Origin of the sequence: Cedecea sp. VD22 (assembly GCF_037150195.1) — a bacterium.
GTDB lineage: Bacteria > Pseudomonadota > Gammaproteobacteria > Enterobacterales > Enterobacteriaceae > Cedecea.
In genome coordinates this window covers 123,010-136,683 of record NZ_JBBCPX010000003.1, presented here as the reverse complement: position 1 = coordinate 136,683, position 13,674 = coordinate 123,010, and the positions used below count along the sequence as shown (strand labels likewise).

The 13,674-nt window shown below is 55.6% G+C and carries 14 protein-coding genes and 1 pseudogene; 6 read left to right on the top strand and 9 right to left on the bottom strand.

Annotated features, from left to right (window positions below; all coding sequences use genetic code 11):
* Positions 1-3: 3 nt before the first annotated feature.
* From WFK85_RS08940 to WFK85_RS08930, 3 genes are all read right to left on the bottom strand, one after another.
* A complete protein-coding gene (locus WFK85_RS08940) occupies positions 4-1,053 on the bottom strand; it encodes an AI-2E family transporter (RefSeq protein ID WP_336706527.1) in 1,050 nt (349 codons plus the stop codon).
* 130 nt (positions 1,054-1,183) lie between these two features.
* Complete coding sequence (locus WFK85_RS08935) at positions 1,184-1,741, bottom strand: DcrB family lipoprotein (RefSeq protein WP_008458608.1); 558 nt, start codon at positions 1,739-1,741, stop codon at positions 1,184-1,186.
* A 72-nt stretch (positions 1,742-1,813) separates the two neighbouring features.
* On the bottom strand, positions 1,814-2,479 hold the full coding sequence (locus WFK85_RS08930; RefSeq protein WP_166878553.1) for a 7-cyano-7-deazaguanine/7-aminomethyl-7-deazaguanine transporter: 666 nt from the start codon (positions 2,477-2,479) through the stop codon (positions 1,814-1,816).
* Between the two features lie 174 nt (positions 2,480-2,653).
* Between WFK85_RS08930 and tusA the strand changes: the two genes are divergently transcribed.
* Positions 2,654-2,899: a sulfurtransferase TusA gene (gene tusA, locus WFK85_RS08925; protein WP_008458604.1), complete on the top strand. Its 246-nt coding sequence runs from the start codon at positions 2,654-2,656 to the stop codon at positions 2,897-2,899.
* Positions 2,900-2,924: 25 nt separating this feature from the next.
* On the opposite strand, the gene WFK85_RS08920 is transcribed toward tusA, so the two are convergent.
* The 3 genes and pseudogenes from WFK85_RS08920 to zntA form a co-directional block, all read right to left on the bottom strand.
* Positions 2,925-3,335, bottom strand: coding sequence for a helix-turn-helix domain-containing protein (locus tag WFK85_RS08920; RefSeq protein ID WP_008458601.1), 411 nt, complete (start codon positions 3,333-3,335; stop codon positions 2,925-2,927).
* Positions 3,332-3,643, bottom strand: a pseudogene (locus tag WFK85_RS08915) (type II toxin-antitoxin system HigB family toxin). Before WFK85_RS08915 ends, WFK85_RS08920 begins: the two are co-directional and overlap by 4 nt.
* 142 nt (positions 3,644-3,785) lie before the next feature.
* Complete coding sequence (zntA, locus tag WFK85_RS08910) at positions 3,786-5,999, bottom strand: Zn(II)/Cd(II)/Pb(II) translocating P-type ATPase ZntA (protein ID WP_336706525.1); 2,214 nt, start codon at positions 5,997-5,999, stop codon at positions 3,786-3,788.
* 184 nt (positions 6,000-6,183) lie between these two features.
* On the opposite strand from zntA, the gene WFK85_RS08905 reads away from it, so the two are divergent.
* From WFK85_RS08905 to WFK85_RS08895, 3 genes are all read left to right on the top strand, one after another.
* Entirely contained in the window at positions 6,184-7,230 is a 1,047-nt protein-coding gene (locus tag WFK85_RS08905) for a LacI family DNA-binding transcriptional regulator (RefSeq protein ID WP_336706523.1), read from the top strand.
* Positions 7,231-7,392: 162 nt separating this feature from the next.
* A complete protein-coding gene (locus tag WFK85_RS08900) occupies positions 7,393-8,463 on the top strand; it encodes an SIS domain-containing protein (RefSeq protein WP_336706521.1) in 1,071 nt (356 codons plus the stop codon).
* 56 nt (positions 8,464-8,519) lie between these two features.
* Positions 8,520-9,890, top strand: a complete 1,371-nt coding sequence (locus WFK85_RS08895) for a PTS transporter subunit EIIC (protein ID WP_286180307.1) — start codon at positions 8,520-8,522, stop codon at positions 9,888-9,890.
* Between the two features lie 2 nt (positions 9,891-9,892).
* On the opposite strand, the gene WFK85_RS08890 is transcribed toward WFK85_RS08895, so the two are convergent.
* Positions 9,893-10,519 (bottom strand): lysoplasmalogenase, encoded by a 627-nt coding sequence (locus WFK85_RS08890; RefSeq protein WP_008458586.1) that lies wholly within the window; start codon positions 10,517-10,519, stop codon positions 9,893-9,895.
* A 121-nt stretch (positions 10,520-10,640) separates the two neighbouring features.
* Here WFK85_RS08890 and WFK85_RS08885 point away from each other — a divergent pair, with 121 nt between their 5' ends.
* On the top strand, positions 10,641-11,012 hold the full coding sequence (locus tag WFK85_RS08885) for a DUF2500 family protein (RefSeq protein WP_166994700.1): 372 nt from the start codon (positions 10,641-10,643) through the stop codon (positions 11,010-11,012).
* On the opposite strand, the gene WFK85_RS08880 is transcribed toward WFK85_RS08885, so the two are convergent.
* Entirely contained in the window at positions 11,000-11,269 is a 270-nt protein-coding gene (locus WFK85_RS08880; protein ID WP_096754169.1) for a DUF1145 family protein, read from the bottom strand. The two genes, WFK85_RS08885 and WFK85_RS08880, sit on opposite strands and share 13 nt — an antisense overlap.
* A 5-nt stretch (positions 11,270-11,274) precedes the next feature.
* Entirely contained in the window at positions 11,275-11,862 is a 588-nt protein-coding gene (gene rsmD / locus WFK85_RS08875) for a 16S rRNA (guanine(966)-N(2))-methyltransferase (protein WP_336706517.1), read from the bottom strand.
* A gap of 181 nt (positions 11,863-12,043) precedes the next feature.
* Here rsmD and ftsY point away from each other — a divergent pair, with 181 nt between their 5' ends.
* Positions 12,044-13,672: a signal recognition particle-docking protein FtsY gene (gene ftsY, locus WFK85_RS08870; RefSeq protein ID WP_336706515.1), complete on the top strand. Its 1,629-nt coding sequence runs from the start codon at positions 12,044-12,046 to the stop codon at positions 13,670-13,672.
* Positions 13,673-13,674: the final 2 nt, after the last annotated feature.

The following is a 13,674-nucleotide window of genomic DNA, read 5'->3' as shown; positions in this document are numbered from 1 at the left end:
GCGTTAGCCCGGCAGGCGTTTTTTCGGCCTGCCGGGACCCAGCAGAATCGCCAGTTTCGCCCCGCCCTGGGTAGATTCCATGAGGATTTTACAAACGCTGGTGAGCGGCACCGAGAGCAACATGCCCACCGGGCCGAGCAGCCAGCCCCAGAAGAGCAGGGAGAGAAATACGACGAAAGTCGACATCCCCAGCCCACGCCCCATCATGCGGGGCTCCAGAATATTCCCCAGTACCATGTGCACCACCAGGAACAGCGCCCCGACCATCAGCATCTCATAGGTACCGTTGAGCAGCAGAGCCTGAATCATCGGCGGCACGGCGGAGATCACCGACCCAATATTGGGAATGTAGTTGAGCAAGAAGCCCAGCACGCCCCACATCAGCGCAAACTGCACGCCCAGCAGCTTTAGCCCCAGCCAGATAACGATGCCGGTCAGTAAACTGATAAAGGTCTTCAGCGCCAGATAGTGGGTGACGCCTTTCAGCGCTCGGTGCATGCCGGCGATATGCAGCTTAGGGTTTGCCAGCGCAAAACGGAGTTTATAAGGTACATGGCGCACCTCAAACAGCATAAAAATCACCGTCATCGCCAGTAGAAGCACGCTGGCCATCGCCCCGGAAAGCCCGGTCATCAGCGTTGTGGCAAAGGTCATCAGCTTGTCGGAGTCCAGCTTTTGCAGCAGGCGTTCCGGCGACAGCGGCAGGTGCAAAAACGGCATCGCGTGCTCGATTTCACGCACTTTCTGCGTCAGCAGTTTGTTGAACTGCGGCATTTGTTCCATGAAGTCATTCATCGACGTTGCCAGCACGCCAACCAGCAAAGTGAGCATCACCAGCATGACCAGCACCACGATGGCAATCGCGAACGGGCGGCTGAGGCCGCGGCGCATAAACCAGGTCACCAGCGGGTTGAGAACAATGGCGAAAAATACCGCCAGCAATAGCTGAACGATGATGTCGGCTGCGGCGTGAATACCGGCGAGAATAATCACCAGGGCCGCGAGTTTGAGTAATATATGCAGGCCGGTCTTATCAGGTTGTGGGGCTGTCATGCAGACGTCCGATCGGGAAAATGTGCTTTTAGTGTAGTACTTCCTGGCAGGGCGACGGCGGCAGTCTGTCTGAAAATGAAGGAAAAAAATGGCCCCGCGGAGGCGGAGCCATTGATGTATCGCGCGGCGATTACTTGATGACGATGGTGTTGATGATGTTTTCCGCGTTGGTCTGCGCCAGCTGCTGGTTATCCGCAGGCAGCGTGATTTGCATGGTCAGCAGTTTATCGTCCACTTTGCCAATGATGATGGAAGAGTACGCGGTCTGTCCTTTGGCGGAGATCACGCTGTCCAGCTGCTGCAGGGTGTGGCCTTTAATCTCGATGGATTTGTTGGTTACCACCTGAAGCTGCGGGTCGCGTGCGCGCTGCTGCTCTTCCAGGCCTTTTGCCAGCGTGGCAAGGTCGCTCGTCGGGTTGTCGCTGACAATCACGATCACCGCTTTCTGGCCTGTTGCGTCAGAATAAACGTGCATGTTGTTGGACTGGGTGCCCACCTTGCCGCTCTGATCGCTCATGTCCGCTGGCAGGGCAAAGCTCAGCTTGCCGTCCAGCAGTTCAACTGGCTGACCGCTGGCGCTGCTGGCTTCCGGCGCGCCGGTGGTGGCGGTTTTGCTGTCGTTATTATCACAGGCGGCAAGACCCACTACCAGCAGGCCAATACCGACATATTTTACCAGTTTGCGCATCGCGTTCTTCCTTTCCGTTAGCAAGCCAAAAGGCCAATCCCTGCATCTTAACACAAGATATTCAGCCCGCGTTTAACCAGGCTGCAGCGCGGAGATTTCAGATTTATCTGCGAGGCGTTTCAACAGCATATTCAGCAGAACGCCGTACATCGGCAGGAAGAAAATCAGGCTAATAAGCACTTTGAAGCAGTAATCGACCACGGCGATTTCTACCCAGTGCTGGGCCATAAAGGCGTCCGGGCTGCGCCAGAAGGCGATAAAGAAGAACGACAGCGTATCGCTCACGTTACCGAACAGCGTGGACACCGTTGGGGCCAGCCACCAGCAGTGATTCTGGCGCAGGCGGTTAAAGACGTGCACGTCCAGAATCTGGCCGAGCGCGTAAGCCATGAAGCTGGCAACCGCGATACGGGCAACAAACAGGTTGAAGTGGGTTAGCGCTTCAAAGCCCTGCCAGCTTCCCATGTAAAACAGCGAGGAGATGCCGTAGGAAATCACCAGCGCCGGGATCATCACCGCGAAAATAATCCGCCGCGCCAGCGGAGCGCCGAAAATACGCACCGTGAGGTCGGTCGCGAGGAAGATAAACGGGAAGCTGAAGGCGCCCCAGGTGGTATGAAACCCAAAGACGGAGACCGGAAGCTGAACCAGATAGTTGCTGGAGGTGATCACCAGCAAATGAAAAAGCGATAGCCAAAACAGCGCATTAGTGCGCTGGCGAGTGCTGAACTGCATCATGTTGTAGCCTTTTTAGTAGTGGGGTGAGGGAACCCAGTCAAAAATGTAAAGCGCGGGGATGATACTGCTTTAGTTTCTCAATGCAATGGTTAATTTTAACGCAATCGTTCACGCGGCTTGCGCCAGATTTTACCCGGCGTAAACTAGCGCGGTTTTTGACGACCTGAGAGTGATATGACTGATTTGTTCGCAACCCCTGACCACACGCTGGATGCTCTTGGCCTGCGCTGCCCGGAGCCGGTGATGATGGTGCGCAAAACCGTGCGCAATATGCCCGTTGGTGAAACGCTGCTGGTGATAGCCGATGACCCGGCCACCACGCGCGATATCCCCGGTTTTTGCCGCTTTATGGAGCACGAGCTGGTCGCCAGCGAAACCGACGCGCTGCCTTACCGCTATTTGCTGCGTAAGAGTCATTAATCCCCTCACCAGGCTAATCCGCTGCTCAGAAAAAGAGGGCGGGTGATATGCCAAATCGCCGGGACAGTTTGCGGATGTGATCGGTGGTTAGCTGGCGTTCACCGCTGAGAATGCGGGAGACCATCGACTTGCTGCCAATCTCTTGTTGAAAATCGCTCTGTTTTAGATGGTGATGCTCCATCAGGGTTTTCAGTATGGCTATCCCGGCAGGTATGGCCTGCATTTCCTCGCGGAACGCCTGCACGTCAGGCTGCGCGTTTTCCCAGGCCTGGATCTTACTACTGAGAATCTCAACCAGCGGACTTTCTGGATCATTGATGAGCAGATATTCGACCAGCTCCAGCGCAGCCAGATAATCTTTTTCGCAGGTGCTGCCTGCCAGTAGCGGAACCGCTGTTTTTAAAGCTTCGGCGGCCTTCAGTGCATCCGCAATCATCGCTTCTTTCCCCGGTGTTTTTCAGTAAATCGCATGTATTCGCTGTGCGTCATGACGTGGCGGATGTAGAACTTCTGGCTGGTAAAAAAGATAAGTGCAATCAGCCTGAGTTCATTTCCGGCTATGTTGATGACGTAATGTTTATCGAGATATTTAAAGTTATCCAGCGTGGGATAAATCCGCTAAAGTGAGTCCGGTGTTGGGAAGAAGCCTTTTTCCAGCACTTTGCCAAGGATTTGCAGTTCCTGCTTATGTCTGGGAAATTTTTGACCGGCTTCCACAAGCGCCTTAAGCGTAATCAGGTGCATCACTTCATCCTGAAGTTGACTGATTGGCAATTAATATGCCCATAAGTTGCCAATCAGTCAACTTATGGGCGGGGATTCATTTTTACACAGGGGCATCCTTGCCCCTGCTTGCGGAGTAAAAAACCGGAAGCTGCCTCGAAAACTATTTCTTCCGCAGCAGGCGAATGGCGTTCGCCGTGACCAGCGCGGTAGCGCCTGAGTCTGCCAGCACCGCCAGCCACAGGCCGGTCAGGCCGAGCAGGGTGGTGACCAGGAAAATCCCCTTCAGCCCCAGCGCAATCGTCACGTTCTGGCGAATGTTGTTATGGGTGGCTCTCGCGAGCCGTACCATACCTGCCAGTTCGATCAGACGGTTGTGGGTTAGCGCGGCATCTGCCGTTTCCAGCGCGACGTCGGTGCCGCTGCCCATCGCGATGCCGATGGTCGCCGCTTTCATCGCCGGGGCATCGTTGATGCCGTCGCCGACCATTGCCAGCGGCGCGGTGGCATTGAGTTTATTCACCGCTGCCACTTTGTCTGCCGGCAGCAGGCTGGCGCGGTAATCAATGCCAAGCTCGCGGGCGATTGCCGCCGCCGCGCGTGGGTTATCCCCGGTCAGCATTACGCCCTGAATCCCGAGCTGGTGGAGTGCCGTAACCGCTTCGCGGGCATCGCTGCGCAGCGTATCGCGCATAGCGATGGTGCCCAGCAGTTGCCCCGCACGCAGCACCACGATCACCGTCTGGCCCTCTTCTTCCTGCTTCGCGATCCGTCTTTGCCAGGTTTCGCTGAGTGTCTGGCCGTCAAGTTTGGACGGTGAACTGAGCAGCAGCGTTTCGCCCTGAATGCTGGCTTCTACGCCAACCCCGGCGAGAGCGCGGTGATTTTCTGCGGCGACAGGAGGCAAGTTGCGCTGTTGCGCCGCGTTGACAATGGCCTGCGCCAGTGGGTGGGTGGAGCCTTGTTCTACCGCTGCGGCGAGCGACAGAAGCTGGTCTTCTTCTGTTCCTTCTTCCACCGCTATGGCCGTAACCTGAGGTTTACCTGCCGTCAGGGTACCGGTTTTGTCGAACGCGACCTGCTGGATTTGACCGAGACGTTCCAGCGCGGCCCCGCCTTTAATCAACGCGCCTCGACGAGCCGCCGCGGCAAGACCTGAAGTAATGGCCGCAGGCGTGGAGATAACCAGCGCGCATGGGCAGCCGATCAGCAGCAGCGTCAGGCCTTTATAGATCCACGGTTCCCAGCCCTGGCCGAAGAACAGTGGCGGGATGACGGCGGTCAGCAGCGCGAGCAGCATGATGATCGGTGTGTAAATCCGGCTAAAACGATCGATAAAGCGTTCGATAGGCGCACGGCGCTCCTCGGCTTCTTCAATCAGCCGCAAAATGCGGTCGATGGCGCTGTCGCCGGGCTCGGAAATGACCTCCAGCTGAACAAGGCGATCTACGCTGGTGCTGCCTGCGGCGACTTTTTCGCCCTGCTGGCGCTCTACCGGCACGGATTCCCCGGTTAGGGCACTTTCGTCAAAGCTGGCAAAACCGCTGAGCAGGCGGCCGTCGGCGGGCAGTCTGCCTCCGGCGGCAACTTCAATCACGTCGCCTGGGCGAAGATCGGCCTGCGCGACGGTTTCGCGCTCGCCGTCCCGGAGGCGAATAGCGACGTCCGGCTTTAGCGCCATCAAGGCGCTTACCCCGCGGCGTGCTCGGCTGGCGGCATAGGATTCGAGGCGTTCGCCGATGAGGAACAGCAGCAGAACCATCGCCGCCTCGGCGGTGGCGCCGATAAACAGCGCGCCGATTGCGGCGACGCTCATCAGCGTTTCAATGGCGAACCAATTGCCGCTGCGAATCAGGCGCACGGCCTGGCGCGCGATCGGCCACAGGCCAACCAGCGTGGTGGCGATAAACGCCAGGTTGCCGAGCGGATGGTTGAATTGCTCGAGCCCCCAGCTGATCACCATCAGGACGATGAGCAGGATCAGCGGCAGGTTCTCTTGCAGGCTGCTGCTTTTTTCCTGCTTCGGGGCGCTGGCGTCGTTCAGCGTGTAGCCTGCGGCCTTGACCGCTTTTTCTACGTCGTCGCGAATGTCTCTTGAGGCGCTGACCAGCAGTTTTTCGGTAGAAAACACCACCTGAACTTGCTGCACATCGCTCACCTGTTTCACCGCATTTTCCACTTTGCGTGCGCAGGCCGCGCAGTCCATTCCCGCGACGTGCCAGCTGTAGCGGCTGCCGTTGTCGGCAATTTCTGGCTCTGGTTTTTGTGCAGAGCAGGCGTCATCGGCGCAGCAGGAGGGGCCTTCCGCCTGCAGCGGGCTTAGTTTGGCAAACGCAAACTGTGGTGGCTTTTTGCCGTCTTGAGGTGTGTTGAGCATGGCGCCCTCCGGTAATGATAATTTTCTCATTACCGATGTTACTCTCTGGAGTTGACTCCAGAGTCAAGCGTCTTTTTTACCGCCGGATATTTCTGGCTGGCCGGCGGCAGTTTTCAGGATTGGCCTTTGCTTCCCCACGGCGCTTCCCCTAGTATTATCCGCAGGTCGGGATGAGAATGAATCGATGAAAAAACCACTGACAATCAAGGATATTGCGGAGCTGGCGCAGGTGTCTATCGCCACGGTCTCCCGAGTGCTGAACAATAACAGCTGGGTGGCGGACAAAACGCGTAGCCGGGTTGAAAAAGTGATTCAGGAGCATAACTTCAGCCCGAATCTGCTGGCGCGGGGGATGATTTCCAAGAAAACCCAGACGCTGGCGATTGTCGTTTCCGATATCAGTAACCCCTACTTTGTGATGCTGGTGGCGCAAATTGAGCACGAAAGTCTGCGGTTGGGCTACAAGGTCACGCTGTACGACACGCAATCGGCAAACAGAACCTCCCGCGAAGCACCGGTGGTGCCCGAAGAGCATATTTTTAATTCCATTACCGACAGCCAGATAGACGGCGTGATCATTCTCGGCGGTAATATCGACTACAACGACATTGCCGCGACTTATCTGCAGGAACTGAAAAAGCTGATCGCCACCGTGCCGGTCGTGGTCGTGGGGCGTAACCTGCCGGGCGTGGAATATGCCTGCGTTGAACGCGATCAGGCGGGATGTGTGCGCTTAGCCACTCGTCACCTGATTGAGAAAGGTTACCGGCGCATTGGTTTTATCGGCGGGTCAAAGAATGTATATATTACTCGCGAGCGCGAGGCGGTATTTCGGGCCGAGCTGGAAGCTGCGAAATTGCCGGTAGAAAATAGTTTTATTGTGCTGAATAACTTTTATTTACAGCATGGCTATGAGGCAATTGAAACGCTGATTTCAACGAATACAAGCTTGCCGGATGCCATTGTGGCAATTAACGATCATGTTGCCAAAGGCGCGATCCGTGCGCTAAAGGATCACAATCTGTCTGTGCCAGATAATATCGCCATAGTGAGCTGTGAATATTTCCCTGGCAGCGAGTATTTTATTCCCCGCATTGCCACCGTTGACCACCAGAATGCTTTGATTGGCAAAGCGGTCATGACAAAGTTAATGGCTATTTTGAATGAAAATGCTGCCGGTATCGCAGTCGAAAAAATACCTCTTACGCTATTGAACGGCGAATCCTGTTAGTTTTCAGCGGCGGATCTCTTTTTCAGGCATCCGCCCGTTTCTCCCCTTCACATTATTTTTTGATCTCGCTAACAGTTGCGCGATCTGGCGTTGACAAGCCTCGTCAGACTCCTCTAGCCTAAAACCTGAAAACGTTTTCAGGTTTTGATTACAGGAGAGCCGATGAAACCGACAATGATGACCTACATCCATGAAGAGCAGGCGACATTAAGCGCCATGCTGTCTCGCTATCCGTCCGATCTTCCGGTGCTCGGTGGGAAGAAAGAGTGGCTGGTGCTGGCCACGGGCTCCAGCATTAACGCGATCAAAAGCGCGAAGTACTACGTGGAAAAACTGGCGGACGTTCGTGTCACCGTCGAAGAGCCGTTCCACTTTCAGCATTACGAAAAATTCAGTGATACCACGGATTTGGTGATAGGCGTTTCCCAGAGCGGGGAAAGCACCTCGACCCTCAACGCGATTCAGCATATTCGCCAGACTCACCCGGTCAAAACGGTGGGCATCACCAGCAAAGCCGGGAGCGAGCTTGCCCGCGCCGTGGACCATGTGATTGATATCGAGATCGGCGAGGAACGCGTCGGCTACGTCACCAAAGGGTACGTTGCTACGATCCTGAAATTTATGCTGCTGGGCGTGTTTGTCGCTCGCCGCAGCGGGAAGATCGACGCTGAACAGGAAGCGGCTGAGCTGCATAAGCTGGACGTTGCGGTGAAATCGATTCCGGGCGTGATTGCCGACACCGAAGCTTTCTTCACCCAATGGCAGGCCGAACTGGCCGCTTCCCCGCGCTTCACCTCAATTGGCTACGGGCCGAGCGTCGGCGTGATCAAAGAGATGGAAACCAAGTTTGCCGAGACGATTCGCGTGCCATCCCAGGGCGTTGAGCTCGAAGCGTTTATGCACGGGCCTTATTTCGAAGTGAATGGCAGCCACCGGATGTTCTTTATTGATACGCCGGGCGTGGCTCGCGAGCGTTTATTACTGCTGAAAGCCTATGAGCAAAAATATACCGATTACGTGTACACCATCAAATTAGGTGAGGACAACGATCCGCGCACGCTGGCGGTGAAAGTCAATATTGATGAGTTTATTGCCCCGCTGATCATGGTTATCCCTTTCCAGATATTGGCTCACCATATTGCCGAGGCAAAGGGCAATAATCTGCCGCAGCGGATCTTTACCGATTTTGGCGTGTCCGTAAAAAGTAAAACGAAGCCAGGCGATTACGCCTGAGGCACAGTATTCCCTACACAATAATAACGTCCCTACCTTGCTACTGAGGAATGATTATGGCTACCTTCAGTCAACTTGCCCGACAGATAATTCAGCATGTCGGCGAGGCAGAAAATATAGAGCATCTTACCCACTGCGCAACCCGTTTGCGTTTTACTATCAAAGATAAAAGTAAGATTAATAAAGATGAGCTTTATAAGTTGCCAGAGGTAGTCAAACTGGTTGAAAACCCAGGGCAATTCCAGATTGTTATTGGGCCTAAAGTTGAAAAAGTCTTTCTGGCTATCACGGCGCAGATGGGGGAACCGTCCTCAGAAGAGGCCTCTGCGCCGCAGGGCTCGATGATTAATCGCCTGCTGGCCACGCTTTCCGCTATTTTCACGCCTTACATCGGCGTGCTGGCGGGCGTGGGGGTGGTGAAAGGGATTGTGGTGTTGCTGCAAACAATGAATCTGGTGGATACCCATTCGTATGTGTTCACCGTGTTCAATGCGCTTTCCAGCGGCGTTTTCGTCATGCTGCCGCTGTTTATCGCGGTAACGGCTGCGGAGCGCTTTAAGGCCAACAAATTTAGCGCCCTGGCGCTGACGGCGGCGATGATTTTCCCGCTGACGGATGCCAGCGTGCCCGGGGCCTTCCACGTTATGGGCCTGGCGCTGAACGTGAAAATCTACGGCGGGGCGGTGATCCCGGCGGTCTTTGCCGTGCTCTTCCTGAGCCACGTCGAACGCTGGCTGAAAAAGGTGATCCCGGAGATCGCCGCGCTGGTATTCGTGCCTTGTTTGTCGCTGATCGTCAGCGGCTTTGTGGTGTTCACCGTGATTGGCCCGGTGGCTGACTATGTTGGCGTCGGCATTGCCAACGGCTATGCGTGGCTGTACAACCTCAGCCCGGTGATTTCCGGTGCGCTGTTAGCGGGGATTGGGCAGCTGTTCGTGGTGTTTGGCGTGCACTGGGGCATTATCCCGCTGGCGTTAATTAACATTCAGGTCAACGGCTATGACACCATTATGGCGATGTTTATGTCGGCGGTAATGGGGCAGTTTGGGGCGGTATTTGGTGCCATCTTTATTGCCCGTAACCTGAAAGATAAGCAGATTGCGATTTCCGCTTCGCTCTCCGCCTTCTTCGGCATTACCGAACCGGCGCTGTATGGCGTTAACCTGAAATACCGCATGTTATTTGTTTTCGGCTGCATTGGCGCAGCGCTGGGCGGCGGGATTACCGGCCTCTTGGGCGTGAAAACCTACAGCTTCCTGCCGGTGCTGAACGTGTTCGAGCTGGGGCTGTTTAGCGGGCCGGAATCGAAGATGATTTACGAGGTGATTGCTATCGCGGTGGCGTTTACGGTGCCTGCGGTGTTGACCATTATCTACGGCAAAACCCGCAGGCTGGAACCTGCCTCCCTGGCGGAAGACAGGCGTTAACCTCAGATATACAGGGCGCGAACAATCATAAAGTGCCCGGCAAAGTAGCAGGCGGCGGCAATGGCGCTGTCGCCTCTGAAGCGGTGACGATAGTGGCTGACCAGCCAGACAATGTTGCCCAGCAGCAGCAGGCTAGCCCCCACAAACCCGGAGAAGTTCGGGGCCGTCGGGCGGAAGAAATAAAGCTCGGCGGCAAGCCAAACCATCACCAGCGTCATACCGATAAACGTCAGAATAGGCACGCGCAGCGCTTCCAGCCGCGTCCAGATAGTCGCGACCAGCAGTGCGCCAATAATCAGCAGAGCCAGCGGTAGCGGCCAGAAAATGGCCAAGCTCATCTGGCTGGCAAAATAGATGGTGTACAGCAGATGCGAAAGGAAGAATGCCCCCACGGCGTAAAGCAGACGTTGAGTGGGCAGTAGCGTGAGCGCATCGCCGACCAGCGTTGCCAGAAGACCCGCCACAATGAGGTAGCCGGCCGCTTCAAACATCGGTGCCTGCCAGGCCAGCAGCAGCAGGAGCAGCAGGGTCAGCGGCTTGAAGAGCCAGCGCTGCCAGGTGGCGCCGCGCCAGGAAGCATCAATGTAAATCCAGGCCGATAACGCAACAGCAATAAATGACCAAAGCATGGCATATCCTTATTTTAATTGTTGGCGTAACACCGTTCAGTCTAGTGGCTAAGCGGCGCAGATGACAACGGCGCGGCGCCAGGGTTATGCTGAAAAGTGTCTGACAATTAGAGAAAAAGCCATGAGCAAGCCCCCAACTTTCATTATCGCCATCGTTGTGGTCATCGTCGTAGCCGCCTCCTTTCGCTATTTTCAGCAGCGCCGCCAGAATATCGAAAACGACGCGGCGCCGCTGAGCGTAAAAAAAGTGGTGGTGGCGACCAAGCGTGAAAAACCGTCCAACGACCGACGTTCGCGCCAGCGTGAAGTCACTCCGCCGGAAGACTCGATTCGCTATGAGGTTTGGTTTGCGCCACAGAGCGGCGGGATGGAAATGAAAATGCGCGTTGAAGCGGCGGAATACCATGCGGTATCGGTGGGAGATAAAGGTACGCTGAGTTACAAGGGGACGCGCTTTGTCAGCTTCGTCCCCGAAGAGACTCACTTGCCCTGACGCAGCTTTTTCTGCCAGACCAGCAGCTCAAACACGCCAAAAACGAAAATCTTAATCTGTTCACCGCGGGCAAGCGCCGGCCCATCTTTCGGCTGTGTGGCTTTCAGCAGGCTCAGCTGCAGGCCGTGCATAATCACCATGAAGATCAGCGCGACGTTAACGAAAATGTTCAGCGGGCGCGGATAAGGGTGAACCAGGTTAAAGATCAGAAAGCCCCAGACGCAAAGCATCAGCAGGCGGCCAAAGTTAATCAGAATCGGCATTATGCGGTTCCTTGAGCTTCACGAATAAACAGGCGATAAGCCACCTGACCGGCGACTTTTTCACGGTGCAGCGCCCAACTGGCAGGCACCGCTGGCAGACCATTTTCCACTTCACTTTCTACATAGATTAGCGCGTCATCCGCCAGCCAGCCGTTTTCCTCGAGCAGGCTGAGCGTTTCATCCAGCAATCCCTTACGGAACGGCGGGTCGACAAAGACGACGTTGTGCTGCGTGCCGGGCTGCGCGAGCACATTCAGCGTATTGGCGTTGAGCACTTTGCCATTGCTGGCTTTTAAGGTTGCGAGGTTCTTTTGCAACTGCTGGGAGACTGCGCGATCCATTTCAATCAGCGTCGCGCTGGCGGCATAGCGGGAGAGCGCCTCCAGTCCGAGCGCGCCGCTGCCGGCAAAACAGTCGAGGCAATGGGCATCTACCATTGACGGGGCCAGCCAGTTGAAAAGCGTTTCGCGCACGCGGTCTGTCGTCGGGCGCAGGCCGGGGCTGTCCGGCACCGGGAGTTTTCGGCCGCGCCATTGGCCGCCGATGATGCGAATCTGGCCGGAACCAGAGGATTGGGGTTTCTTCATTGCTCTCACTGCGATGCTAAATTTTGCGGTTATTCTAGCGGCGCACGCCCGGCCAGGAAACCTTAATCCACTGGCGTGATGCCGCGCCGGGAAAGTGATAGACTAACGCACTATTTTTTATGCCCGTGGCAAGCAGAATCGGGTCTGTGCCATGAATTAACAGCGAGGAGTGTAGTCGCAAATGGCGAAAGAGAAAAAACGTGGCTTTTTTTCCTGGCTGGGATTTGGCCAGAAAGAGCAGCAGCCGGATGTCGAAGCAGAACAAAAAGTAATAGAAGAACAACCGGTTACTGAGCAGGCTCCCGCGCAGGATGAATCTCAACAGCCTCAGGCTGTTGAGCAGGAACAGCAGGACTTAGTTAGTGAGCACTCACTGGAGGAGTCCGAAAAGTTTGCTGAGCAGGTCGTGGAGGTTAACGCCCAGCTTGCAGAAGAAGCGGAAGAGAAAGCGCTGACGGCCGAGCCGGAAATGATTCCTGAGCCGGAAGTGACCGTTGAGCCCGAGATCGTGGCTCAACCAGAGCCTGTGGCGGTTATCGAGCCAGAACCCGTTGTCGAACCTGAGGCCGTTGTCGAGCCTGAGGTGATTGAACCTGCGGCTGTTGTTGCAGAGCCGGAAGTCATTGAGCAGCCTGTTGCGGCCGTGGAGCACGAAACGCTGCCGTTGCCGGAAGAGATTGCCGAAAATGTAGATCAGCCTGACGAGTGGCAGGCCGAGCAGGACGAAATCGTCAACGAAGAAGTGGCTGAAGCCGAGGCGCTGTTCGCGCACGAAGCTGCCGTGGAAGATGAAGCCGTGGCTGAAGAAACGGTTGATGAAGAGCCGGAAGAAGAGGCTGTCGAAGAGACTGCTCCGGTTGCCGTGCAGCAAGAGCAGGAAAAGCCGACCAAAGAGGGCTTCTTCGCCCGCCTGAAGCGTAGCCTGGTCAAAACTAAACAAAACCTCGGTTCCGGATTTATCAGTCTGTTCCGCGGCAAGAAAATCGATGATGATCTGTTTGAAGAGCTGGAAGAGCAGCTACTCATTGCCGACGTTGGGGTTGAGACAACCCGGAAAATCATCACCAACCTGACCGAAGGCGCAAGCCGTAAGCAGCTTCGTGACGCGGAAGCGCTGTACGGTCTGCTGAAAGAAGAGATGAGCGAAATCCTCGCCAAAGTGGACGAGCCGCTTAGCGTGGAAGGCAAAACGCCGTTTGTTATCCTGATGGTTGGCGTTAACGGCGTGGGTAAAACCACCACCATCGGTAAGCTGGCACGGCAGTTCGAGCAGCAGGGTAAATCCGTGATGCTGGCGGCAGGTGATACTTTCCGTGCGGCAGCGGTTGAGCAGCTTCAGGTTTGGGGCCAGCGCAACAATATTCCTGTTGTCGCCCAGCATACCGGCGCGGACTCCGCTTCAGTTATCTTCGATGCTATTCAGGCGGCGAAGGCGCGTAACATTGATGTGTTGATTGCCGATACCGCAGGGCGTTTGCAGAATAAATCGCACCTGATGGAAGAATTGAAGAAAATTGTCAGGGTTATGAAAAAGCTGGACGAAGATGCCCCGCATGAGGTTATGCTCACCCTCGACGCCAGCACCGGTCAGAATGCCATAAGCCAGGCTAAACTGTTCCACGAAGCGGTCGGGCTGACGGGCATCACCCTGACCAAACTGGATGGTACCGCCAAGGGTGGCGTAATCTTCTCTGTGGCAGACCAGTTCGGCATTCCGATTCGCTACATTGGCGTCGGCGAACAAATTTCTGATTTACGACCGTTTAATGCGGGCGACTTTATAGAGGCACTTTTTGCCCGAGAGGATTAACA